Raw genomic sequence first — 22,134 nt, 5'->3', positions numbered from 1 at the left:
CCCGGAACCGGTCAACAGTGGAGAGGGCGGATGGAACCGACGGCCGTCTGTGTGGGCGAGACGATGGCGGTCCTGCTCCCCGAGCAGCCCGGCCCGCTGGAGGACGTCCCGTCCTTCCGGCACTCCTGCGGCGGCGCGGAGGCCAACGTCGCGCGGGGGCTCGCCGCCCTCGGCGTGCCCGCCGCCTGGGCCGGCCGCGTCGGCGACGACGGCTTCGGCCGCCGCGCCCTCCGCGAACTCGCGGCGGCCGGCGTGGACGTGCGCGGCGCCTCGACCGACCCCGAGCGCCCCACCGGCCTGTACGTCAAGGAGGCCGGACCGTCCGGCAGCGTCCTGCACTACTACCGGGACGGCTCGGCGGGCTCGGCGATCGGCCCGGACCTGCTCGACGCCCCGGTCACCGGGCCGATGCTCGCGAACGCGCGGCTCGTGCACCTGTCCGGGATCACCGCCGCGCTCTCCGACTCCGCGCTCGCCCTCACCCGCGCCCTGCTGCACCGCCCCCGCGGCGACCGGCTGGTCAGCTTCGACCTGAACTGGCGGCCCGCGCTGTGGCGGCACCGCGACCCGGCCGTGCTGCGGCCCCTCCTCGACGCCGCCGACATCGTCATGCTCGGCGCCGACGAGGCCGCCGCCGTCCTCGGCACCGCCGAACCCGGCGCGCTGCGCGAACTCCTCCCGGGACCGTCCGTCCTCGTCGTCAAGGACGACGCCCACCAGGCGACGGCGATCACCCGCGACGCGGCCGTCACCGAGCCCGCGCTGCGCGTCGAGGTCGTCGAACCGGTCGGCGCCGGGGACGCCTTCGCCGCCGGATACCTGGCCGGTACGCTGCGCGGGTACGGCCCGCGGCGCCGCCTGCGGCTCGGCCACCTCGCCGCCGCCGCCACGCTCGTCGTACCCGGCGACCACGGCCCCCCGCCCCCGCCGGACCGTGTGGAGGCCCTCCTCGCCGCGTCACCCGGCGCGTGGGCGGCGACCACCGTGCGCGCCTCGGGCATCAGCGGCCCGGTGGAGGAGACGACCCCATGAGCCAGAGCCTCGCGCGCGCGCTCGGCATCCTGATCGAACTCGGCGACGGCCCCCGCAACCTGGACGAACTCGCCGCGACGGCGGGCGTCCACAAGACGACCGTGCTCCGCCTCCTGCGGACGCTCGAAGCGGAACGGTTCGTCCACCGCGACGGCGACCACCGGTTCCACCTCGGGTCGCGCATGTTCGCGCTCGCCCGCACGTCCCTCGAACAGCACGGCATCCGCGACGTCGCCGCCCCGCACCTGGCGAAGCTCAACGAGTCCACCGGCCAGACGATCCACCTCGGCGTCCTCGAAGGCGACCCGGGGACGAGCGTCAGCGTCATCTACCTCGCCAAGTACGACTCCCGGCACGCGATCCGCATGTACTCGCAGGTGGGACTGCCGATGCCGCTGCACGCCACCGCCATCGCGAAGGTCCTGCTCGCCGACCTCCCCGCCCCGCGCCGCCGCCGCATCGCCGAGTCCATCGACTACACCCCGTTCACCGAGCACACGATCACCGGCCCCCGCGAACTGCTCGCCGAACTCGACCGCGTCGCCGAGCGGGGCCACGCGATGGACGACGCCGAGCACGAGACGTTCATCCGCTGCGTCGGCGCGCCCGTCCGCGACGCGACCGGACGCGTCGTCGCCGGCGTCTCGATCTCGGTGCCGGAGATCGTCCTCGACCGCGAGGCCGTTCTCGGCCTGCTCCCCGACCTCCTCGGCACCGCCCGCGCCATCTCCACCGACTACGGATACACGGAAGGAAAACCGGAATGAGCGACAAGACGCAGATCACCACCACGGACGCCCCGGCCGCCGCCTGGCTGTACTCCCAGGGCGTCCGCAAGGGCCCCATGCTGCAGGTCTCCGGCCAGGGCCCGCAGGACCCGGCGACCGGCGAGTACCTGCACGCGGGCGACGTCAAGGCGCAGACCAGGCGCGTCCTGGAGAACCTGAAGGCGATCCTCGAAGCCGGCGGCGCGTCCGTCGACGACGTCCTGATGTTCCGCGTCTACCTCACGACCCGCGACGACTTCCCCGCGGTGAACGAGGTCTACGGCGAGTTCGTCAAGGAGAACTGCCCGAGCGGCGTCCTGCCCAGCCGCACCACGGTCATGGTCGAGCTGCCGCAGCCGTCCATGCTCGTCGAGATCGACGCCCTCGCCTGCGTCGGCTGACGCACGGGCGCGGCCCGGCGCGGTTAGAGTCGGCGATCGTGACGGACCTCGAACGGCTGCTCGCGCTCGTCCCGCCGCCCGCCGCACCGGTGGGCGCCGGGGCCGGCTGGACGCGGGCGGAGGACGCGCTCGGGGTCGCCCTCCCCCGCGAGTTCACCGAGATCGCCCGGCGGTACGGGCGCGGCACGTTCTGCGACGAGTTCTCCTGCCACACCCCGGAGCTGATGATCGAGGAGAACCCCGGGCGGCTGGAGGACCTGCGGTTCCTGCTCCGGGACGACGGCGCGGACTGCCCGCATCCCGTCCACCCCGAGCCCGGCGGGCTGCTGGTGTGGGGATCCGACTCGATCGGCGGGGCGCTCTGCTGGCTGACCGAGCCCGCCGGCTCCCCCGACCGCTGGCCGACCGTCCGCTGGACGCGCGACGACGAGTTCGAGTACCCCGAAGGCGGCACGGCCGCCGTGCTCACCGGGCTCACCGAGGACCTGACGGCGCGCATGGCGGAGAGCGGCGCGGACGTCGACGGCCCCTGGTTCGACCCCGACCGCCGGGACGTCCACGTCTACCTCCGGCTGACGGAGGTAGACGGTGCGCCGCCGTACCCGGAACGGCTCCGCATCCTGCGCCGGAGCCTCGCACCGACCGGCGCCCGCGGCGGCTTCACCGGCGCGGGCGGCGCCCGGCAGGACCACTTCGCCACGGCCGCCGGCCGCTGGCGGCTGACCTACGAGACCGCCTACGGCCACCAGATCCGGGTCGCCTACCCGCCGGGGGAGGACGCCCCGGTGCGCGCCGCGCTGCTCGCGGCGGTCGACGCCATGGGCTGCCGCGTCGAGTCCGTCCTCCCCGTCCACGGCACGCCGCACTGGCCCGGGACCACCTGAGGACCGCCGCGCTCACGCCGCCCGGCGGTGGACGCGGCCGGTGGCGACGAGCTCCAGCGTGATCAGCACCGCGACCGCCTCGACGGTCAGGAGGCCGATGAGGACGAGGAGCTGGATCGCCCCGGCCTCGATCGGGTCGGCGCCGCCCAGCAGCACGCCGACGAACGCGCCCGGCAGCGTCACCAGGCCGACCGTCCGCGTCTGGTCCAGGGCGGGGAACAGCGCGAGCGACCCCGCCGACCGGCACACCTCGAGCGCGGCGTCCCGGGGGAGCAGGCCGAGCGCGAGCCCGCCCTCGTACTCGCCGCGCCGGGTCTCCAGTTCGTCCAGCGCGCGCCGCCCGGTCAGGCCGGTCGCGGTCATCGCGCCGCCGATCAGGATCCCGGCGATCGGGAGCACCGCCACCGGCCGGGACGGGACCACGCCCGAGCCGACGAGGAGGCCCAGCACCGGCGCGACCCCGGCGACGATCGGCGCCACCGTCCACCAGCCCGGCCCAAGCCGGCGCCCGGTGACGCGGCGTCCGGCCGTCGCGACCGCGACCGCGACCATCCCGACGACGAACAGCGCCGTCCAGCCCGCGCTCTCCAGCACCACCGCGATCAGCAGCGACACCGCGGCGAGCTGCACCGCCGCGCGCACCGCCGCGACCACGACGTCCCGTCCGACACCGAGCCCGCCGAGCCGGGCCAGCAGCGCGGCCGACGCCGCGAGCGCCACCAGCACCAGACCGAGGACCGGCCCGATCTCGGGTGCCGCGTTCATGCGGCCCATCTTCGCCTATCGCGGCATTTGCGATCACGCCGGGCCCGCGCGCCGCTACCGTTGGACGCGTGGTGGACGACGAGACGACCGGGACGTCCCGCCGTCGGGCCCTCTGGGTGCTCGGGGCCCTCGCGGGACTGGGCCTCGCGGCCGACGAGGTTCGCGCCCCGAACGGTTACCGGACGGCCACGGCGGAGACCGTCCCGGCGAGCCCGGCCGTGCACCCGAGCCCGGCCCCGACGCCGCACCCGACGCTGCGTCCCGCGAGCTGGACGCCCGGACGGCTGGCGGCGCTCGACGAACCCGTCCGCGAACTGTCCCGGCTCTCCCCGCCGCCGCCCCCGAAGACGATCGCGCTGACCATCGACGACGGCCCCCACCCGGAGTGGACGCCGAAGATGCTCGACCTGCTCGCCGAGCACGACGTCCGCGCCACGTTCTTCATCATCGGCGAGCAGGTGCGGGAGCACCGGGCGCTGACCCGGCGCATCGCCGACGCCGGCCACCAGATCTGCAACCACACGATGCACCACCCGCTGAGCCTCGGCGGGATGCCGGCGAAGAAGGTCCGCGCGGAGATCGCCGAGGCGCACGACCGCATCGCCGACGCGACGGGCGTCCTGCCCGGCTTCTTCCGCGCGCCGGGCGGCAACTGGTCCGAGCGGATCATGGACGTGATCTCCGAGTACGGGATGCTGCCCATCGACTGGTCGATCGACCCGCGCGACTGGGCCCGTCCCGGCACCGGCCGCATCCAACGCGCGCTGCTGGAGGCGGGGGACGGCGACATCCTGCTGTGCCACGACGGCGGCGGCGACCGCGGCCAGACGATCAAGGCGCTGCGCAAGGCGGTCCCGGAGCTCAAGAAGCGCGGCCTGACCTTCGCCTCGCTCTGACTCGCCGAACGCCGAGGGGTGTACTCAGGTACACCCCCGTTCGGGGTGCGGGCACACTGTGCTGTGCGCGCGTCCGCCGGAGACTTGACTCGGTGACGACGCCGAGGCGATGGAGGATCCGGTGGACGGTCGAGTGGTGCGGGAGACCCGGTGGGAGGCGCACCGGCGGGCGCCGTGGCGCGGGCTCGGGCTGGGGCTGCTGGGCGTCCCCGCGATGGTCGTCGGGCTGTGGTTCCTCACGGTGCTCTCGATGATCACCGGCCTGCTGGGGGTGCTGCTGTTCCCGAACGCGACGAACCTGATGCGGTCGACGACGGACGTGTACCGGCGGCTCATCGCACGCTGGACCGGCACGCGCATCGAGCGTCCGTACCTGCCCGACCCGGAGATCACCGAGGACGGCGCCATGGGCCGGGTGCGGCTGTTCCTCGCCCGCGCCAACGACCCCGCGACCTGGCGCGACTACCTGTGGCTCCTCGCCGACCCGATCGTCGTGGGCGTCACCGCGGCGCTGCCCGCCGGGATGATCCTGTACGGGATCTGGGGGTTCGTCCTCGCGGGGTTCGCGGGCGAACTGATCGTGAACGCCGGTGGCAGCGACTGGTACGGGTGGGTCCACGTCGGCCCCCACTATCCCGCCGACGAGAACGCCCGCATCGCCACCGTCGCCCTCGCCGCCGTGTTCGTCGCCGTCGGCTTCCTCATCGGGCCGCGGATGCTCGCGGTGTACGGGCGGTGGGGGCGGACGCTGCTCGGGCCGACGGAGAAGTCGCGGCTGGAGCTGCGGGTCCGGCACCTGGCGGAGTCGCGGTCGGACGCCGTGGACGCGTCGGCGGCGGAGCTGCGGCGGATCGAGCGGGACCTGCACGACGGGGCGCAGGCCCGGCTGGTCGCGATGGGGATGACCCTCGGCGCGATCGAGCACCTCCTCGACCGGGACCCGGCGAAGGCGCGGCTCCTGCTGGCGGAGACCCGCGAGTCGTCCGCGAAGGCCCTGCACGAGCTGCGCGACCTGGTGCGCGGCATCCACCCGCCGGTGCTGGCCGACCGGGGTCTCGGGGACGCGGTCAAGGCCCTCGCCCTCGACCACCCGATGCGCGCGGAGGTCACGGTGGACCTGCCGGAACGGCCCCAGCCGCCGGTGGAGTCGGCCGCGTACTTCGCGGTGTCGGAGATCCTCACCAACGCCGCGAAGCACTCGGGCGGGACCCGGCTGTGGATCGACGTCCGGTACGAGCGGGGCATGCTGCGGATCTCGGTCACCGACGACGGGCGCGGCGGCGCGTCCCTCGCGGGCGGCACGGGCCTGCGCGGCATCGAGCGCCGGATCGGTACATTCGACGGCGTGCTCGCCGTCAACTCCCCCGCGGGCGGCCCGACGATCGTGACCCTGGAGCTGCCGTGCGCGTTGTCCTCGCCGAAGACCTCGCCCTCCTGAGGGAGGGCCTGGTCAGCCTGCTGGAGACGCACGGCTTCGAGATCGCGGCGGCCGTCGACAACGGGCCGTCCCTGCGCAGGGCGCTGCTCGACCACCGCCCGGACGTGGCGGTGGTCGACGTGCGGCTGCCGCCGTCGTTCACCGACGAGGGCCTGCAGGCGGCGCTGGAGGCGCGCCGGCACGTCCCGGGCCTGCCGGTGCTGGTGCTGTCGCAGTACGTCGAGCAGCTGTACGCGCGCGAACTGCTCGCGGACGGCCGCGGCGGGATCGGCTACCTGCTGAAGGACCGGGTGTTCGACGCGGCCCAGTTCGTCGACGCCGTCCGGCGGGTGGCGGCGGGCGGCACCGCGATGGACCCGGAGGTCGTGTCCCGGCTCGTCGCGGGCGGCACCCGCGGGACGCCGCTGGCCCGGCTGACGCCCCGCGAGACCGAGGTCCTCGAGCTGATGGCCGAGGGCCGCTCGAACGCGGCCATCGCCGAACGCCTCGTCGTCACCGAACGCGCCGTCACCAAGCACACCGCGAACATCTTCGCCAAGCTCGACCTGCCGGTGACCGCCGACGGCAACCGCCGCGTCCTCGCCGTCCTCGCCTACCTCAACGGCTGACCGCCGGGCGGGTCAGGACGGTCGGGGGGTCCACGGGAAGTCGGGGGTGCGGCGCTCGAGGAACGCGGCGGCGCCCTCCTTCAGCTCGCCGCTGCCGTCCATCTCCATGAGCCAGCGGGCCGCCCGCTCGCGGACGTCGCCGCCCGCGGTGATCGCGTCCACGATGTCCTTCGTGGCGCACTGGGTCAGCAGGGAGCGGGACGCGAGCGTCCGGGTGAACTCGGCGACGCGGGCGCGCGGGTCGGGGACGACCTCGTTCAGGAAGCCGATGCGCAGCGCGTCGTCGGCGCCGATCAGCTCCGCCGAGTACAGCAGGTACTTCGCGGACGCGGGCCCGACCAGGCCGACGAGCCGGACGGTGGCCGCCACCGGGTACACGATGCCGAGCCGCGCCGGGGTGATCCCGAACCTGGCGTCCGCCGCCGCGAAGCGCAGGTCGCAGGCCGCCGCGAGCTGGCAGCCGCCGCCGACGCACACCCCCTCGATCGCCGCGACCGTCGGCTTGCCGAACGCGGCGAGGGCCCGCTCGGCGGCCGTCGACAGGTGCGTGTCGTCGTCCCGGTGGATCGCGTCGAGCTCCCCGATGTCGGCGCCCGCGCAGAAGTTCCCGCCCGCGCCCGTCAGCACCACGGCCCGGACGGACGGGTCCGCGGCGAGCCCGTCGAGGATCCGGGGCAGCTCGCGCCACATCTCCGCCGACATCGCGTTCCGCTTGCCCGGACGGTCGATCGTGATCGTCCCGACGCTCCCGGCGACCTCGCAGTGCAGCACCCGTGAATCGTAGAAGGGGCTCCGGTCCGGGCCGGCGGCAGGGTCGCCCTCCACCTCCAGAAGGACTCCCTCACTCCCGCGCCACACCCTCAAGGCGGATCTGGAGACACCCCCTGTGAGGGAGGAATTCGGCCCCCGTTAGGCGGATTCTTATATATGGGCGGCCTTCGAGGAGATGGAGTCCGTGGTGCATGGGACACGCGCCTTCACGACGATCGGCCTGGACGATCCCCTGGCGACCGCGCCCGACCGGGCCGGCGCCAAGGCGGCGAACCTCGCGCGGGCCGCGTCGCACGACCTGCCCGTCCTCCCGGGCTTCGTGATCCCGGTCCAGTGCCTCCGCCGGCACGAGCGGTACGCCGACACCCACGACCTGCGGGCCGCGTGGGCGCGGCTGAGCCGCGACGGCGAGCGCGCGCTGGTGGTCCGCTCGTCCTCCACGCTCGAGGACGGCGCGGTCTCCTCGATGGCCGGGCGGTTCACCTCCGTGCTGGACGTCGCGGGCTGGGCGGACTTCCGGCGCGCGGTCGACGAGGTCGCCGCGTCCGCGACCGGCCCGGGGACGATGGCGGTGCTCGTCCAGCCGCAGCTCGACGCGGCGTCCGGCGGGGTGATGTTCGGCGCCGACCCGGTGGACGGGCGCACCGACCGGGTGATCGTGTCGGCCGCGCCGGGCGGGCCGCAGGCGCTCGTCGGCGGCGAGGTCGACGGCACCCGCTACGACCTCACCCGGCGGGGGCGGCTCGTCGGCGCCGAACGCGACGACGGCCCCCTCACCCCGCTCCAGCTCCGCCGCCTCGCCCGGCTGGCGGCGCGGACGGCGCAGGTGTTCGGCGGCCCGCAGGACGTCGAGTTCGCGTTCGGGCACGACGGGCGCCTGTGGCTGCTGCAGAGCCGCCCGGTGACCGCGCTCGCCCCGCTCCCGCCGCGCGGCGCCGTCCTGCTGGGCCCCGGCCCGGTCGCCGAGACCCTCCCCGATCCGCTGTCGCCGCTCGAGGAGGACCTCTGGCTCGTCCCGCTGGACCGGGGCCTCGGCGAGGCCCTCGGCACCGCGGGCGCGGTGTCGCGGCGGGCGCTGCGGCGCGCCCCGACCGTCCGGGCCGTGGGCGGCCGCGCCGCCGCCGACCTGCGCAGGCTCGGCGCGGACCCGGCCCGCCGGCGCCGCCTCGAGCCGCTGAACCCGCTGCCGCCGCTGCGCCGGCTGCGCGCCGCGTGGCGGGTCGGGCGGCTGCGCGCCGAACTCCCCGCGCTCGCCGCCGGCACCGCCGCCCGCGTCGACGCCGACCTCGCCGCCGTCCCGTCCCTGCACGAGCTCACCGACGGCGAGCTGGCCGCCGCGCTGCACTGGACGCGCGCGACCCTCACCGCCCTGCACGGCCAGGAGGCCCTCGCCGGAACCCTGGTCGAGGACGGCGGACCCGCCGGGACGGCCGCCGCGCACGGGCTCGCCGCCCTCGCGCGCGGCCGCGCGCACGGCCACGACGACGCGCGGATCATCGCGTCCGAGCCGGGCGTCCTCACCCTCGCCCCGCCCGCGATCGCCCCCGCCCCGTCCCTCCCGCCGACCCCGCCCGACACCTCCGCGAACGGCCGCACGCCCGGTGCGCGGGTGCCCGCGCCGGAGGAGCTGCCTCCCCGGGAGGCGTTGCGGTTGCGCATCCGGTGGGTGCAGGAGCTGGGGGCGCGGGTCGCGTGGACGGCCGGGGTGCGGCTCGCGGACGCCGGGGGGCTCGCGCGGCCGGAGCTGGTGCGGGCGCTGCGGCTGGACGAGCTGGTGTCGGCGCTCTACGGCGGCGCCCTGCCCGCCGACCTGGAGCGGCGGCCCGCGCCGCCGCGGACGGCGCCGCTGCCCGCGGCGTTCCGGCTGGCCGGGGAGCGGATCGTCGCCGAGGCGGCGCCGCCGGGGGACGGGACGCCGGCGGGCGGCGGACGCGGCGCGGGGCTCGTGCACGCGGGGACGGACGAGCCGCCGCCCGGCGCGGTGCTGGTGGTCCGGACGCTCGCGCCGTCGCTGGCGTCCCGGCTGCCGGCGCTCGCCGGGCTCGTCGCCGAGACCGGCAGCCCGCTGTCGCACCTGGCGATCCTCGCGCGGGAGATGGGCGTCCCGACGGTCGTGGGGCTGCACGGCGCGGTCGACCGGTTCCCCTCCGGCACGCGGCTGCTGGTGGACGGCGACGCCGGGCGCGTCGAGACGCTCGGCGCCCGCGCCGGTGAGGAGTCGGTCGCGTGACGGCGCGGCGGCTCGGCTTCCTCGTGCTCGGCGTGACGATCTTCTGGACGGCCGCGTACGTGGTCGTCTACCTGGTGCGCTGGGAGTGGCAGCGGGCCCTGATGTCCGGGGTGCTGCTGCTGATCGCGCTGGTGGTGGGCATCGCGGCGGCGGGCGCGCGGCGGCTCGCGCGGATCGAGCGGCGGCTCGCCGAGCTGCGCGAACCGCCGCCGGTGCCGCGCGGACGGTACGCGACGTCGCGGGAGGAGGAGCCGCCGCGGTTCCGGTGGCTGGAGGGCGACTCCTACCGCGTGTTCATCCCCGTCCTGCTCGGCGCGGGCATCGTCGTGTCGGGGCTCGCGGCGCTGGTCGAGCGGGTGGCGGGGGCGTTCGGCCGGGACGCCGGGCCGCCCGCCGCGCTGGCGCCGCCGGCCGGGGGCGTGCTCGCCGGCGCGCCCGAACCGGACGGACGGGACGGACGGGCCCGCGCGATCGCGCTCGGGCTCGCCGGGGCGCTGTTCGCGGGGGTCGCCGTGTACCAGCTCGCCGAGCTGACGCAGGACCGGCCGGACGATCCGGTGGCCGCGCCCGCGAGCACGCTCGTCATCGAGGCGGACACGCGCGGCGACACCGGTGCGGCCCACGTGGACCCGCTGGTCCAGCGGCTGTGGGAGTACTGCAGGGGCTCGACTCGGCCCTACGTCGAGGGCGGCGGCGCGGTCCCGCTGGGCGAGCGCCGGTACGCGATCGTCGTCCGTCCCGCGCTGGGCGAGCACGCGCTGAAACGGATGCTGGGCTGCCTCCAGGACGGGCTGATCGACCGGGCGCGGTTCCGGGTGGTGTCGGTACAGCCGGGGTGACCGGCGAGAATTCGGGCGGTCCCGGGAATGCGGAAGCGGCGGCGCGTGCTGTAATGTCTAAGCAGCGTCCAGTGTTCGCCGCAGGCAGGCGGCGGAGGCGTTTTCTTCCCCGCCCGGGCCATCTGAGCGCCCGTGAACGACCGTCCGGTCACCATCGCCCGGACCGCCGCACTTAGGGAGCCGACGTCAGCCCGGTGAACCGAGCTGCTTTCTCACATTTCTCTCGCGTACGCGCCGCGGAAGCCGCCGCCGTACGCGGGGTATCGACCCCCGGCACGCGGTTTTTCCTCCGTGTTCGCCGGAGAAGGGACCCGAATGTCCACTTCCACCCTGAGCACCGGCCGCGCCCCCGGCACGGACGTCCGGCGGGGGCACGGCGTGCCCGCGCAGGGCGCCCGCAAGGCCGGGCAGCGGCGCGCACCGGCCGGTGACGAACCGCTCGTCCCGTTCAGCGGCATCCTCGCCGTCCAGGACAAGCACGCGTTCGTGCGCACCTCCGGCTACCTCGCGGGGCCCGAGGACGTGCACGTCTCCCTCGCCCAGATCAGGGCGCACCACCTGCGGCCCGGCGACATCGTCGCGGGCACGGCCCGGCCGCCGAAGTCGGGCCGCGACAAGTTCCGCTCGCTGGCCGGGCTGGAGACCGTCAACGGGGGCCCGCCGGCCGACGCCGCGGGACGTCCCGACTTCGGCAAGCTGACCCCGCTGTTCCCGGACGAGCGGCTGCGCCTCGACACCGGCCCCCTCGCCACCCGGGTGATCGACCTCGTCGCGCCGATCGGCAAGGGCCAGCGCGGCCTGATCGTGTCGCCGCCGAAGGTCGGCAAGACGATGATGCTGCAGGCCCTCGCGAACGGCATCGCGCGCGGCAACCCCGAGGCGCACCTGATGGTGGTGCTGATCGACGAGCGTCCCGAGGAGGTCACCGACCTGCAGCGGACGGTCGAGGGCGAGGTGCTGCACTCGACGTTCGACCGGCCCGCGCAGGACCACACCGCGCTCGCCGAACTGGCCGTCGAGCGCGCGAAGCGGCTCGTCGAGCAGGGGCACGACGTCGTCATGCTGCTCGACTCGATCACCCGGCTCGGCCGCGCCTACAACCTGGCCGCGCCGTCCAGCAGCCGCATCCTGGCGGGCGGCGTCGCGACCACCGCGATCTACCCGCCGAAGAAGTTCTTCGGGGCCGCCCGCAACATCGAGGAGGGCGGGTCCCTCACCATCCTCGCGACCGCGCTCGTGGAGACCGGGTCGCGCATGGACGACGTCCTGTTCGAGGAGTACAAGGGCACCGGAAACATGGAGCTGAAGCTCGACCGGGGCCTGGCCGACCGGCGGATCTTCCCGGCCGTGGACGTCGAGGCGTCCGGCACCCGCCGCGACGAGCTGCTCATGTCGCCGCAGGAGCTCGAGCTGACGTGGCGGCTGCGCCGCGCGCTCTCCGGCCTCGACCGGCAGGGGGCCGTCGAGCACCTCCTGGAGAAGATGAAGGGCACCTCGTCGAACGCGGAGTTCCTGCTCCGCCTCCAGCAGACGCTCTGACGCCGCGCGGTCAGGGCTCGGGGTCAGCGTTCCGGCGCCGCGTCCGCACCGTCCGCCCCGTCGGGACGGAACGAGGCGAGGATCCGGTCGTAGAGGCGGCGATCGGGCCGCCACCGCGACTCGGGCGTGGCGAAGCACAGCTCGTATCCCGCCACGCGGGTGCACACGCCGTGCCGTCCGCCGTCCGCGTCGCGCCAGGTGAACTCCCATTCGGCGCCGCCGCGAGGGCCCGGCCCGGGCCCCAGGCGCACCCGCGCGTAGCCGGGGTGCCGCCCCTGCGCGAGGGCCGCCCGTTCGGCGGCCCGCAGGCCCGCGAGGGGGTCCCCGGGCGCCGGGGCGATGCGCAGCCCGCGCCCGGACGCGCCGTCCCGCCACCGCATGACCGCGCCGCGCCGTTCCGCCGGCCAGCCCGCCGGGACCCGCACCGCGTAGGCGTCCGCCTCCCGGTAGGGCGCCAGCTCGACGAACGGGTCCGCCGCGGGCGCCGCCGCGTCGCCGTTGCCGACCGACGTCCAGCGCGCCGTCCAGGTGCCGAGTCCCGCCGCGACGAGCGCGAGCGCCGTGACGCTCGCGACGGCGCCGGACCGCGGCCGCCGCGGCGCGGGCGCGCCCGGACGCCAGGGCGGGCGCGGGCGCGGCACGAGCGATCCGCCGCCCGCCGCCGCCGTCTCGAGCAGCCGCGCGGCCTCGGCGGCCGGCATGCGCTCGTCCGGACGCTGCCGCAGCAGGCCCTCGATGACCGGCGCCAGCGCCCCCGCCCGCCTCGGCGGCGGGTAGTCGCCGAGCAGCACCGCGACCATCGACCCCAGCGCGTGCGACCGCAGGAACGGCGGCTCGCCCTCGACGGCCGCGTACAGGGTCGCGCCCAGCGACCACAGGTCGGCCGCGGGCCCGCCCGGCCCGCCGCGGACCCGCTCGGGCGGCAGGTACGCGGGCGACCCCTCGATGCCCGCGACCGGCCCGCCGCCTTCCACGCCGTCCGGGGCGTCCGGGGCGTCCGGGATGTCTTCGTGCTGCGGGCGTCCGGTGTGCAGGGCGAGCCCGAAGTCGGTCAGCAGCACCCGGCCGTCGTCGCGGACGAGCACGTTGCCGGGCTTGACGTCGCGGTGCGCGATCCCGGCGGCGTGCGCCGCGCGCAGCACCGACAGGAGCGCCGCGCCGATCTCGGCCGTCCGGCGCACGCCGAGCGGGCCGCGCTCGTCGATGAGGCGGGCCAGCGAGCGGGACTCGTGGAACTCCATCACGATCCACGGGCGGCCCCGCTCGACGACGACGTCGTGGACGGCGACCGCGCCGGGATGCCGGAGCGCGGCGGTGGCGCGGGCCTCGGCGAGCAGCCGGCGGCCGAGCGCCGCGCGCTCGGCCTCGGTCGCCGGTCCGGGCGGGCGGATCTCCTTGACCGCGACGTCCCGGTCGAGAAGCTCGTCCCGGGCCCGCCACACCGTGCCCATGCCGCCGCTGCCGACCACCGAGAGCAGGCGGTACCGCCGCGCGAGCCGCCCCGAACGGTCCTCGGTCATGCGGAGGTTATGCGCGGGAACGCACCCAAGTCACTCCCCGCGCACCCCCATGAATCCTTGACCGTCCCGCAGGACCGTCCGGACCGGCGCGGGGATCAGGCGGAGAGCACGCTCCTCGCCCACTTGTAGTCCGACTTCCCGACGGCCGTGCGCTGGACGTCGTCGACGACCGTGAGGCGGCGCGGCAGCTTGTACCCGGCGAGGCGGCCCCGGCAGTGCTCGGTCAGCTCCTCCAGGGTGAGCGAGGCGCCGGGACGGGGCGCCACGACGGCCGCGACGATCTGCCCGAAGCGCTCGTCGGGGAGCCCGACGACGACGGCGTCGTAGACGTCCGGGTGGTCCTTGAGCGCGACCTCGACCTCCTCCGGGTACACCTTCTCCCCGCCCGTGTTGATCATCAGCGAGCCGCGGCCGAGCAGCACGATCGTGCCGTCCTCCTCCAGGCTCGCGAAGTCGCCGGGGACGGACCAGCGGGTGCCGGCGGCGTCGGTGAAGAACGTCGACGCCGTCTTCTCCGGGTCGTTGTAGTAGCCGAGCGGGATGTGGCCGCTGCGCGCCAGCTTCCCGATCTCGCCGGGCGCCACGACGTTCAGGTCGTCGTCCAGGACCGTGATGCCCGGCTTCATCATGAACCGGGCGGTGCCCTCCTTGCCGCCGACGGACGGCCCGCACGCGCCGGTCTCGGACGCGCCGTAGTTGTCGAGGAACATCACGTCCGGCAGGTGCTCCTGCAGCGCCGCCTTCGCGCCCTCGGTGAGCGGCGCCCCGCCGGACGCGATGCCGAGCAGCGCGGAGGTGTCGTACTCGGCGGCCCCGAGCGCCTGCGCGACCGGGCGCGCCATGACGTCCCCGACCAGCATCATCACGTTCGCCTGCTCGTCCGCGACCAGCCGCAGCGCCTTGTCGGCGTCGAACGCGTGGTCGGTGTAGAGGACGACCTTGGCGCCGTTGAACAGCCCCATGAACGCGACCCACTGCCCGGCGCCGTGCATGACGGGCGCGCAGTCGAGCACGGCCAGCCCGCCCTGCTGAGCGTTCTCCGCCAGCTCCTCCGGGCTGGACACCGGGTCGCCGAGGACGTTGCCGCCGCCGAGCGCGCCGAAGAAGATGTCCTCGCAGCGCCACTCGACGCCCTTCGGGTACCCGGTCGTCCCGCCGGTGTACATGACGTACCGGTCGTCGTTCGACCGCGCCGGGAAGTCGTCGGACGGGTCGGCCGCCGCGAGCGCCTCCTCGTACCGGACGGCGCCCGGGACGTCGCCGGTCCCGCCGTCCTCCAGGACCACGACGTGGCGCAGCTTCGGCAGGTCGGCGCGGACCTCCTGGACGCGCGCCAGCAGCGAGCGCTCGCCGATCAGCGCGACCGCGTCGGAGTCGGACAGCACGTGGTGCAGCTCACCGGCCACGTACCGGTAGTTGACGGGGATCGGCACGGCGCTGATCTTGAAGGCGCCGAGCATCGCCTCGATCCACTCGGCCCGGTTGTAGGCGAGGATCGCGACGTGCTCGCCGGCCCGCACGCCCGCGTCCGCGAGATGGTGGCCGACCCGGCTCGCCCGCGCGCTCAGCTCGGCGAAGGTGCGCCGTTCGTCCCCGGCCACCAGTGCCGGCCGGTCCGGCCCCGCCTCCGCCAGGATCTCGATCAGGTCGGCCAGGTTGTAGCTTCGCGCCATGGGCCATCCTCGCCTTTCGGGGTGGTGGTCGGGGTGGTCGGGGTGGTCGGGGTGGATACGGCTAACCGAATCATGCTCGGGTCGCCGGTAAGTACTCAATGACCCGGGAGAGGCGGGGTCCGATGAGATGGATCACAGATCGCGCCCGGATCCGGCCACGCCGCCCGGCCTTACACGCCTCTTATCCGGGTACCGGCATGCTTGGTCGTAACGATTAAGCATCAGACGGGGGTAGTGGTGAGCCCAGGCGCAATGGCGTGGACGCCTCCGACATGGGAGGAGATCGTCACCGAGCACTCCACGAGGGTGTTCCGGCTGGCGTACCGCCTGACCGGCAACCGGCACGACGCGGAGGACCTGACCCAGGACGTCTTCATCCGGGTCTTCCGTTCGCTTTCCTCGTACAGCCCGGGAACGTTCGAAGGCTGGCTGCACCGGATCACGACGAACCTGTTCCTCGACCGGGCACGCCGCAAGCAGCGCATCCGCTTCGACGCGCTCGCCGACGACGCCGCCGAGCGGCTGCGGGGCCGCGAGCCGAGCCCGGCGCAGGCCTACGACGAGCGGCACCTCGACGCCGACATCCAGCGGGCCCTCGACGGCCTCGCCCCCGAGTACCGCGCCGCCGTCGTGCTGTGCGACATCGAGGGCCTCACCTACGAGGAGATCTCCGCGACGCTGAACGTCAAGCTCGGCACCGTCCGCTCGCGCATCCACCGCGGCCGCGCCCAGCTGCGCGTCGCCCTGGAGCACCGCCGCCCCGCCGAGGTTCCGGCCGAGACGGTCGCGAGCCCCTAAGCGGCCCGGCAGGGCGCGCGGCTCGGGGCGGGCGCGCGGCTCACGGCGGGCGCGCGGCTCACGGCGGGGTCGTCGCGGTCGCGAGTTCGAGCGCCTCGGGCCGGATCAGGTCCTCGATCTGGGCGTAGGGGACGGCGTTCGGCTTGAAGTACTCGTAGGCGATGCAGTGCTCGTCCGGGGTGAACATCGTCGCCAGCCGGTCCTTCGTGAGCGAGAACGAGACCCCGGTCAGCGGCTCGGCCGCGAGCTCGGTCCGTTCGGTCAGCGTCCGGTAATCGCACTCCAGCCCGCCGGCCGGGTCGGCGGGAGGCGGCGGGACGCGCCGTGACAGCTCCGCCAGCTTCGGTTCCGACAGCGCCGCCGCGGTGAAGATCTGCTCCGGCCCGAGCACCCGCCCGGTGGCCAGCTCGATGTTGACGGCCTTCGGCGTGATGTACCGCCCGCCCCCGGCGTACACGGGAACGGTCACCAGGTACCGGACCGACAGCAGCCGAGGCCCCCGGTAGAGGACCTCCGAGCGCATCTCGATGGGGCGCGCCGGCCCCGGTACCGCCTGGTTCCCGAGCCCGCCCGCCTGCGCCAGGAAGCGGCGGTAGTCCGCCACCGCCTGGTCGACGGGGGCGTGCAGCGCCGTGTTGATCCGCTGCTGGACGGCCGGGTCCGAATGACCGCTGACCCGCACGAACCGGACCGTCCCCTCGGCCAGATTGACGGACGGGTCGCCGATCGTCTCGGACGCGAGCGTCACCTCGCCGGGCGTGAACGCGCGCGGCGGCGGCCCGTCGTCCCCGGCCTGCCACGCGGCGACGCCGCCGCTCGCCGCCACGACGGCCGCCGTGCCCCCGGCCGCCGCGATCGCCTTCGCGCCGCCGACCTTCGCGAGGAACCCGGCCGACGCCGACCCGGCCGACCCGGCCGCCGACCCACCGGCCGCCGCACCGCCCCCGGCCCCGGCCCCGCCCGCAGCGGCGGCGGCCCCGGCCGCGCCGCCCGCGGCGCCGCCCGTCCCGATCCCGGCCGCGGCCAGCGGGAACAGCGCCGCGAGCGCGACGGCCGCGCCCGCCAGGGCGCGCACGCCCCGGTCCTCCCAGCCGTCCCCGTACGTCTCCTCCGCGACGCGCTCCAGCTCCTCGACGAACGCCGACGCGCTCGCCGGACGTCCGGCCGCGTCCTTCGCGAGCCCCGCCGCGACGAGCGGGCGCAGCGGCTCGGCGACGTCCGCGACCGGCGGCTCCTCCGACAGGTGCCCGCCCGCCCCGGCGAACGGCCGCCGTCCGGTCACGCACTCGAAGAACACGCACGTCGCCGCGTAGACGTCCGTCGCGGGCGTCACCGTCTCGCCGCGCCACTGCTCGGGCGCCATGTACGCGGGCGTGCCCGACGCGGACGCGGCCCCGGCGGCCACCGCCACCCCGAAGTCGATCAGCTTGCTGCGGCCGTCCGCCGGGACCATCACGTTCGACGGCTTGTAGTCGCGGTGCACGACGCCGACCGTGTGCGCCGCCGCGAGGCCCAGCAGCGACCCCTTCAGCACGACGAGCGCCGCCTCCGGCGCCAGCTCCCCGTGCCGGGCCAGCACCTCCCGGAGCGTGACGCCCTCGACCGCCTCCATGATCAGCGCGACGCCCTCGTCGCTCTCCACGAGCCGGTACAGCCGCGCCACGTGCGGGCTCTCGACCGTCCCGAGCATCCGCGCCTCGTGCCGCAGCGGCTCGCGGTCCCCGGCCGACACGTACTTGATCGCGACGGGAGTTCCCGCCGTGTCGTGCCTGGCCAGCACCACCCGGCCCTGCCCGCCGCGGCCGAGCTCCAGCACCTCGGTGAACCCGGAGACCCGCCAGTCGCCCACGCATACCTCCCGAACGGCACCCAAAGGCCGTCACCCTGGCATATGACGCGGCTTCCGCCCACCCGCGACCTGACCGGAATCGGCCATCCGGACGCGCCGGGTTCCGATCAGCCGCGCGCCGCCGAACGCCGGACGATCTCGTCCAGTTCGTCCGGCGTGAGCGCGGGCACCCGCACCGCGTGGGCCGCGTCCGCGCGCAGGCCGTCCAGGAAGAACGCCAGGAAGCGCCGCCACGCCTGCGGCGCGACGTCCATCGACTCGCGGATGACCTGGGACATCGCCCACACCATCGTCGCAAGGTCCTGGAACTCGAAGTCGGCGCGCAGCGCCCCGGACGCCTTGGCGCGCTCGACGAGCGCGCCGAGGGCGCCCCCGCGGCCGCACGCGTCCAGGTCGGCCCCGCCCGGGAACGACGAGGCGAGCAGGTCGTTGAGCGCGCGGCTCTCGGCCTGCAGCGCGAACAGGCCCTCGGCGAACGTGACGAACCCGCGCCAGGGGTCGGGGTCGGCGAGGGCACCGGCGGCGATCCGGTCCAGGTCGGCGATCCGGTCCGGGAAGAGCGCCGCGCAGAACGACTGGCGGGTCGGGAAGTGGTTGTAGAGCGTCCCGATGCTGACGCCCGCGCGGCGGGCGATCTCCTCCAGCGGCGCGTCCAGGCCCCGCTCGGCGAACACCGCGGAGGCGGCGGCGAGCAGTTTGTCGCGGTTGCGCGCGGCGTCGGCCCGCAGCGGCCTGGTCCTGGGCGGGTCTCCGGTGGCCATGCCCGCCAGTCTACAAAATCGAGGACACCCTCAACTTATGTGCTACCGTCGACGACAGAACTTGAGGAGACCCTCAAGTTAATCGAGCACCGGGAGGCACCACCGTGTCCGCACGCAAGACCGCCGTCGTCATCGGAGCCGGGCCCGGCCTCGGCATGTCCGTCGCCCGCCGGCTCGGCCGCGCGGGGCACGACATCGCCCTCGTCTCGCGCACCGGCGCCCGGCACGACGGGTACATCGCCGAACTCGCCGGGACGGGCGCCGCCGCCGCGTCGTTCCCCGCCGACGTGCGCGACCGCGACCGGCTGGCGGCCGCCCTGGACGCGATCACCGACCGGTACGGGCGCGTCGACGCCGTCTACTACGGGCCCGCGGCGACCGGCCCCGAGTCGTGGCCGACGCCGATCCTCGAGGCGGGCGCGGACAGCGTCCGCGCCGGCATGGAGCTGCTGTACCCGGCGGTGGACGTCGTCCAGAAGGTTCTGCCCGGCATGCTGGAGCGGGGCTCGGGCACCCTGCTGTTCGCCACCGGGCTGAGCGCGGTCACGCCGCTGCCCGTGCTCGGCAACCTGGCCGTCCTGTCCGCCGCGCTGCACAACTACGCGCTCACGCTGCACGCGGCCCTCGCCGACCGGAACGTCTACGCGGGGTCGCTCGTCATCGGCGGGGCGGTCGAGCGCGGCGACATCCACCGTATGCTGGCCTCGCAGCCGGAGACCTACGGCGACATCTCGGGCATGACGCTGAACCCGGACGACATCGCCGACGCCGCGTGGACGATGGCCGCGGAACGCGACCGGGCCACCGCGACCTTCAGCGCCCTGGCCTGATCGCCGGCGAGGGGCGGGTAGGGTCGCGGCCATGCCGTCGCGTACCACCACGCTCAAGGAACCGAAGGCACCCCGGATCCCCGCGTCGCTCGCCCCCGCCGATCCCCTGGAGCACGAGCTGCGCGACGACGGGACCTACATCGCGCTCGAGTGGGGCCCGTTCGACCTCGTCGGCCACGACGTCGAGAGCGTCGACTTCGAGCGCTGCAGGTTCACCGACACGCGGCTGTCCGCCGGGACGCTGCGCCGCGCCGGGTTCGCGGACGTCGCCTTCACCGGCTGCGACCTCGCGAACCTGCGGCTGTTCGACTCGCGCGCGTTCAGCGCCCGCGTCCGCACCTCGCGGCTGACCGGCATGTCGTGGACGGACTGCGGTTTCCGCGACGTCCTGTTCGACGAGTGCCGCGCCGACCTCAGCGACTACCGGTTCAGCCGCTTCAAGGACGTCGTGTTCCGGGACTGCAACCTCCAGGAGGCGAACTTCCAGGGCGCCGACCTGTCGGGCGTCCGGTTCGAGAACTGCCGGCTGGCCGGGGCCCAGTTCAGCGACGCCACCCTCACCGGGGCCCGGTTCACCGGGTGCGACCTGTGGGACGTCGCGGGCGTCGCGAGCCTGGGCGGCGCGATCCTGGCGCCGTCCGACGCCCGCAGCGCGCTGCCGTCCCTCGCCGCCGCCCTCGGCATCACGATCGCCGACTGATCCCGGTCGCGTCAGATCCCCTTCACCGGCCGTTGCACGGCCGCACACCCGCGCGTGATGCGATCCCGGCCTGGACGTGCCCGGCCCCGGAGGGACGCATGGAACGAACCGGGATCCGGAGCCTCGACTCCGTTCCCGCGGGGATGGTCTTCGACCCGCTGCTGCCGGCGGCGATGCTCGCGCGCCTGCGGGCGGGCGAGGGGGCGCTCGTCCTCGACCGTCCGGGCACCGAGCCCGGCTCCCACCGGTTCCTGCGGCAGCGCCTGGCGGTCGGCGCGGTCGTGTTCGGCTGCGCGGTCGCCGCCACGGAGCTGGCGCGGCGCGCGGGCGGCACCGGCTGGGGGGCCGCCGCCGGGATCGCGACCGCGTTCGCGTACGTGCCGGTCAACGCGTCCGACCGGCGCGCGACGGCACTGGCGAGCGCGGGGCTGATCGGGTGCTTCTTCGGCATCTGGGCGGTCTGGGCGATCGTCCTGGCGGAGGCGTTCGGGACGGTCACCGCGCCGTTCGGCATCCTGCACGGCTTCGCCTTCGCGATCTTCCTCGTGTTCGGCACCCGCGGCACCACGCACGTCATCGGACGGGACCGCGCGATCGACCCCGCGGACCTCGGGCCCGTCGAGCGCGCCCGCCTCGCCGAGGTCCGGGACGCGCGGGGCCGCGTCGCCGAGGCCGGCCGGCTGCTCGCGCCCGCGTTCGGCGCGGCGCCCGTCCTGGCCGCGCTGCACGAGGCCGAGTGGGCGATGGCGGCCCGCATGCGGGACCGGGCGGCGCTCGCCGCCGAGGTCGACGGCCTGTCCGCGAACGCCGCGACCGACCGGGTGCGCTCGGCGCCGCGGCCGCGGGCCGAGGCCCTCGCGGCGGCCCGGCGGGCCGACGCGCGCGTGATCGCGCAGATCTCCGCGTACCTGGAGCCGGTCGACGACGCCGTCCGGGCGCACCGCGAGTGGGAGCAGTACCTGCGCGCCGTGGACGGCGCGGCCCACCCGGCGGAGCCGTCCCCCGGTTTCGCCGGGCACCCCGACCTCACCGGCGATCTCGGGCTGGAGGCCGTCCGGCTGGCGCGCGAGGAGCTGACGGCGCGGGCCGCGGAGTCGAACGCGGCGTTCCTCGACGTGCTGCGGGCCGGCGGACGGCCCTGAGCCGTCCGGGAACACCCCGGGGTTTGACAGTGTTTGAACACTCAACTAACCTGCGAGCAGGTCGTTGAAGTTTCAAGCATTAGGAGTTTTCATGAGCATCGCCGCCGTCGCGCCCGAGCTGACCACCGGTACCTGGAACATCGACCCCGGCCACTCCGAGGTCACGTTCACGATCCGGCACCTGATGTCGAAGGTGCGCGGCTCGTTCACCGGCTTCTCCGGCGCCGTCCAGGTCGCCGCGGAGCTGGCCGACACGACCGCGACCGCCGAGATCGAGATGGCCTCGATCGACACCCGCAACGCCGACCGGGACGGCCACGTCCGCTCGTCCGACGTGCTGGACGTCGAGAACCACCCGAAGATGACGTTCGCCACCAAGGGCGTCCGCTCCGAGGGCGGCGACCACTACGTCGACGGCGAGCTGACGATCCGCGGCGTCACCCGCCCGGTCACCCTCCAGGTCGAGTTCAACGGCGTCGGCGAGGACCCGTGGGGCGGCACCCGCGCCGGGTTCTCCGCCACCACCCAGATCAACCGCCGCGACTGGGGCATCGAGTTCAACGTCCCGCTGAGCGGCGACAAGGCCCTGCTGGGCGACAAGGTCGACATCCAGCTCGAGGTCCAGGCCGTCAAGGCCTGACCCGCGCCTCCCGCGCGCCGAGGGGCCGTCCACCCGCGGGGTGGGCGGCCC

20 protein-coding genes and 1 pseudogene are annotated in these 22,134 nt (G+C 75.3%); 15 read left to right on the top strand and 6 right to left on the bottom strand.

Features of this window, described 5'->3' with window-relative positions; genetic code table 11:
* Positions 1-30 precede the first annotated feature (30 nt).
* Genes F7P10_RS22155 through F7P10_RS22140 form a run of 4 tightly spaced genes read left to right on the top strand, consistent with a single transcriptional unit; the run spans position 31 to position 3,084 of the window.
* Entirely contained in the window at positions 31-1,032 is a 1,002-nt protein-coding gene (locus F7P10_RS22155) for a sugar kinase (protein WP_151011828.1), read from the top strand.
* The gene (locus tag F7P10_RS22150; protein WP_151011826.1) at positions 1,029-1,799 is read left to right on the top strand and encodes an IclR family transcriptional regulator; all 771 of its coding nucleotides are present in this window, start codon (positions 1,029-1,031) and stop codon (positions 1,797-1,799) included. Before F7P10_RS22155 ends, F7P10_RS22150 begins: the two co-directional genes overlap by 4 nt.
* Positions 1,796-2,200 (top strand): RidA family protein, encoded by a 405-nt coding sequence (locus F7P10_RS22145; protein ID WP_151011824.1) that lies wholly within the window; start codon positions 1,796-1,798, stop codon positions 2,198-2,200. The genes F7P10_RS22150 and F7P10_RS22145 overlap by 4 nt, the downstream gene beginning before the upstream one ends.
* Positions 2,201-2,238: 38 nt before the next feature.
* Positions 2,239-3,084, top strand: coding sequence for an SMI1/KNR4 family protein (locus tag F7P10_RS22140; protein WP_151011822.1), 846 nt, complete (start codon positions 2,239-2,241; stop codon positions 3,082-3,084).
* A gap of 12 nt (positions 3,085-3,096) precedes the next feature.
* On the opposite strand, the gene F7P10_RS22135 is transcribed toward F7P10_RS22140, so the two are convergent.
* Positions 3,097-3,849: an ABC transporter permease gene (locus F7P10_RS22135; RefSeq protein WP_151011820.1), complete on the bottom strand. Its 753-nt coding sequence runs from the start codon at positions 3,847-3,849 to the stop codon at positions 3,097-3,099.
* Between the two features lie 68 nt (positions 3,850-3,917).
* On the opposite strand from F7P10_RS22135, the gene F7P10_RS22130 reads away from it, so the two are divergent.
* From F7P10_RS22130 to F7P10_RS22120, 3 genes are all read left to right on the top strand, one after another.
* Positions 3,918-4,745 carry a polysaccharide deacetylase family protein gene (locus F7P10_RS22130; RefSeq protein ID WP_254715948.1) on the top strand — a complete coding sequence of 276 codons (828 nt, stop codon included), beginning with the start codon at positions 3,918-3,920 and terminating at the stop codon, positions 4,743-4,745.
* 121 nt (positions 4,746-4,866) lie between these two features.
* Complete coding sequence (locus tag F7P10_RS22125; protein ID WP_254715947.1) at positions 4,867-6,183, top strand: sensor histidine kinase; 1,317 nt, start codon at positions 4,867-4,869, stop codon at positions 6,181-6,183.
* Entirely contained in the window at positions 6,147-6,791 is a 645-nt protein-coding gene (locus tag F7P10_RS22120; RefSeq protein ID WP_151011816.1) for a response regulator transcription factor, read from the top strand. Before F7P10_RS22125 ends, F7P10_RS22120 begins: the two co-directional genes overlap by 37 nt.
* A 12-nt stretch (positions 6,792-6,803) precedes the next feature.
* Here F7P10_RS22120 and F7P10_RS22115 read toward each other — a convergent pair whose 3' ends face one another.
* A complete protein-coding gene (locus F7P10_RS22115; RefSeq protein ID WP_151011814.1) occupies positions 6,804-7,562 on the bottom strand; it encodes an enoyl-CoA hydratase/isomerase family protein in 759 nt (252 codons plus the stop codon).
* A 184-nt stretch (positions 7,563-7,746) separates the two neighbouring features.
* Between F7P10_RS22115 and F7P10_RS45115 the strand changes: the two genes are divergently transcribed.
* The 3 genes and pseudogenes from F7P10_RS45115 to rho all read left to right on the top strand — a co-directional run.
* Positions 7,747-9,792 (top strand): PEP/pyruvate-binding domain-containing protein, encoded by a 2,046-nt coding sequence (locus F7P10_RS45115; RefSeq protein WP_151011812.1) that lies wholly within the window; start codon positions 7,747-7,749, stop codon positions 9,790-9,792.
* Positions 9,789-10,631 (top strand): hypothetical protein, encoded by an 843-nt coding sequence (locus tag F7P10_RS22105; protein ID WP_151011811.1) that lies wholly within the window; start codon positions 9,789-9,791, stop codon positions 10,629-10,631. Before F7P10_RS45115 ends, F7P10_RS22105 begins: the two co-directional genes overlap by 4 nt.
* A 429-nt stretch (positions 10,632-11,060) precedes the next feature.
* Positions 11,061-12,170: pseudogene (rho, locus tag F7P10_RS22100) on the top strand (transcription termination factor Rho); the annotation flags it as partial.
* 23 nt (positions 12,171-12,193) lie between these two features.
* Here the strand turns inward: rho and F7P10_RS22095 are convergent.
* Positions 12,194-13,690: a serine/threonine-protein kinase gene (locus F7P10_RS22095; protein WP_151011807.1), complete on the bottom strand. Its 1,497-nt coding sequence runs from the start codon at positions 13,688-13,690 to the stop codon at positions 12,194-12,196.
* Positions 13,691-13,785: 95 nt separating this feature from the next.
* Positions 13,786-15,363: an acyl-CoA synthetase gene (locus F7P10_RS22090; RefSeq protein WP_151011805.1), complete on the bottom strand. Its 1,578-nt coding sequence runs from the start codon at positions 15,361-15,363 to the stop codon at positions 13,786-13,788.
* A gap of 252 nt (positions 15,364-15,615) precedes the next feature.
* Between F7P10_RS22090 and sigE the strand changes: the two genes are divergently transcribed.
* Positions 15,616-16,161 carry an RNA polymerase sigma factor SigE gene (gene sigE / locus F7P10_RS22085; RefSeq protein ID WP_151018215.1) on the top strand — a complete coding sequence of 182 codons (546 nt, stop codon included), beginning with the start codon at positions 15,616-15,618 and terminating at the stop codon, positions 16,159-16,161.
* Between the two features lie 58 nt (positions 16,162-16,219).
* Here sigE and F7P10_RS45110 read toward each other — a convergent pair whose 3' ends face one another.
* Both F7P10_RS45110 and F7P10_RS22075 read right to left on the bottom strand, forming a co-directional pair.
* Entirely contained in the window at positions 16,220-18,010 is a 1,791-nt protein-coding gene (locus F7P10_RS45110) for a serine/threonine-protein kinase (protein ID WP_151011803.1), read from the bottom strand.
* A gap of 107 nt (positions 18,011-18,117) precedes the next feature.
* On the bottom strand, positions 18,118-18,771 hold the full coding sequence (locus F7P10_RS22075) for a TetR/AcrR family transcriptional regulator (protein ID WP_151011801.1): 654 nt from the start codon (positions 18,769-18,771) through the stop codon (positions 18,118-18,120).
* A gap of 104 nt (positions 18,772-18,875) precedes the next feature.
* Between F7P10_RS22075 and F7P10_RS22070 the strand changes: the two genes are divergently transcribed.
* The 4 genes from F7P10_RS22070 to F7P10_RS22055 all read left to right on the top strand — a co-directional run bounded on the left by F7P10_RS22070 (position 18,876) and on the right by F7P10_RS22055 (position 22,083).
* Complete coding sequence (locus F7P10_RS22070; RefSeq protein WP_151011799.1) at positions 18,876-19,601, top strand: SDR family oxidoreductase; 726 nt, start codon at positions 18,876-18,878, stop codon at positions 19,599-19,601.
* Between the two features lie 31 nt (positions 19,602-19,632).
* Positions 19,633-20,301, top strand: coding sequence for a pentapeptide repeat-containing protein (locus F7P10_RS22065; RefSeq protein ID WP_151011797.1), 669 nt, complete (start codon positions 19,633-19,635; stop codon positions 20,299-20,301).
* Positions 20,302-20,399: 98 nt separating this feature from the next.
* On the top strand, positions 20,400-21,443 hold the full coding sequence (locus F7P10_RS22060) for a hypothetical protein (RefSeq protein WP_151011795.1): 1,044 nt from the start codon (positions 20,400-20,402) through the stop codon (positions 21,441-21,443).
* Between the two features lie 91 nt (positions 21,444-21,534).
* Entirely contained in the window at positions 21,535-22,083 is a 549-nt protein-coding gene (locus F7P10_RS22055; protein WP_151011793.1) for a YceI family protein, read from the top strand.
* Positions 22,084-22,134: the final 51 nt, after the last annotated feature.

Source organism: Actinomadura sp. WMMB 499 (genome assembly GCF_008824145.1).
Lineage (GTDB): Bacteria > Actinomycetota > Actinomycetes > Streptosporangiales > Streptosporangiaceae > Spirillospora.
This window is presented reverse-complemented; position numbering and strand designations above follow the sequence as displayed.

Coding starts and splice junctions, on each gene's coding strand:
- F7P10_RS22155 (WP_151011828.1), top strand. CDS start 31: ATGGAACCGACGGCCGTCTGTGTGGGCGAGACGATGGCGGTCCTGCTC.
- F7P10_RS22150 (WP_151011826.1), top strand. CDS start 1,029: ATGAGCCAGAGCCTCGCGCGCGCGCTCGGCATCCTGATCGAACTCGGC.
- F7P10_RS22145 (WP_151011824.1), top strand. CDS start 1,796: ATGAGCGACAAGACGCAGATCACCACCACGGACGCCCCGGCCGCCGCC.
- F7P10_RS22135 (WP_151011820.1), bottom strand. CDS start 3,849: ATGAACGCGGCACCCGAGATCGGGCCGGTCCTCGGTCTGGTGCTGGTG.
- F7P10_RS22095 (WP_151011807.1), bottom strand. CDS start 13,690: ATGACCGAGGACCGTTCGGGGCGGCTCGCGCGGCGGTACCGCCTGCTC.
- F7P10_RS22090 (WP_151011805.1), bottom strand. CDS start 15,363: ATGGCGCGAAGCTACAACCTGGCCGACCTGATCGAGATCCTGGCGGAG.
- sigE (WP_151018215.1), top strand. CDS start 15,616: ATGGCGTGGACGCCTCCGACATGGGAGGAGATCGTCACCGAGCACTCC.
- F7P10_RS22075 (WP_151011801.1), bottom strand. CDS start 18,771: ATGGCCACCGGAGACCCGCCCAGGACCAGGCCGCTGCGGGCCGACGCC.
- F7P10_RS22065 (WP_151011797.1), top strand. CDS start 19,633: ATGCCGTCGCGTACCACCACGCTCAAGGAACCGAAGGCACCCCGGATC.
- F7P10_RS22060 (WP_151011795.1), top strand. CDS start 20,400: ATGGAACGAACCGGGATCCGGAGCCTCGACTCCGTTCCCGCGGGGATG.
- F7P10_RS22055 (WP_151011793.1), top strand. CDS start 21,535: ATGAGCATCGCCGCCGTCGCGCCCGAGCTGACCACCGGTACCTGGAAC.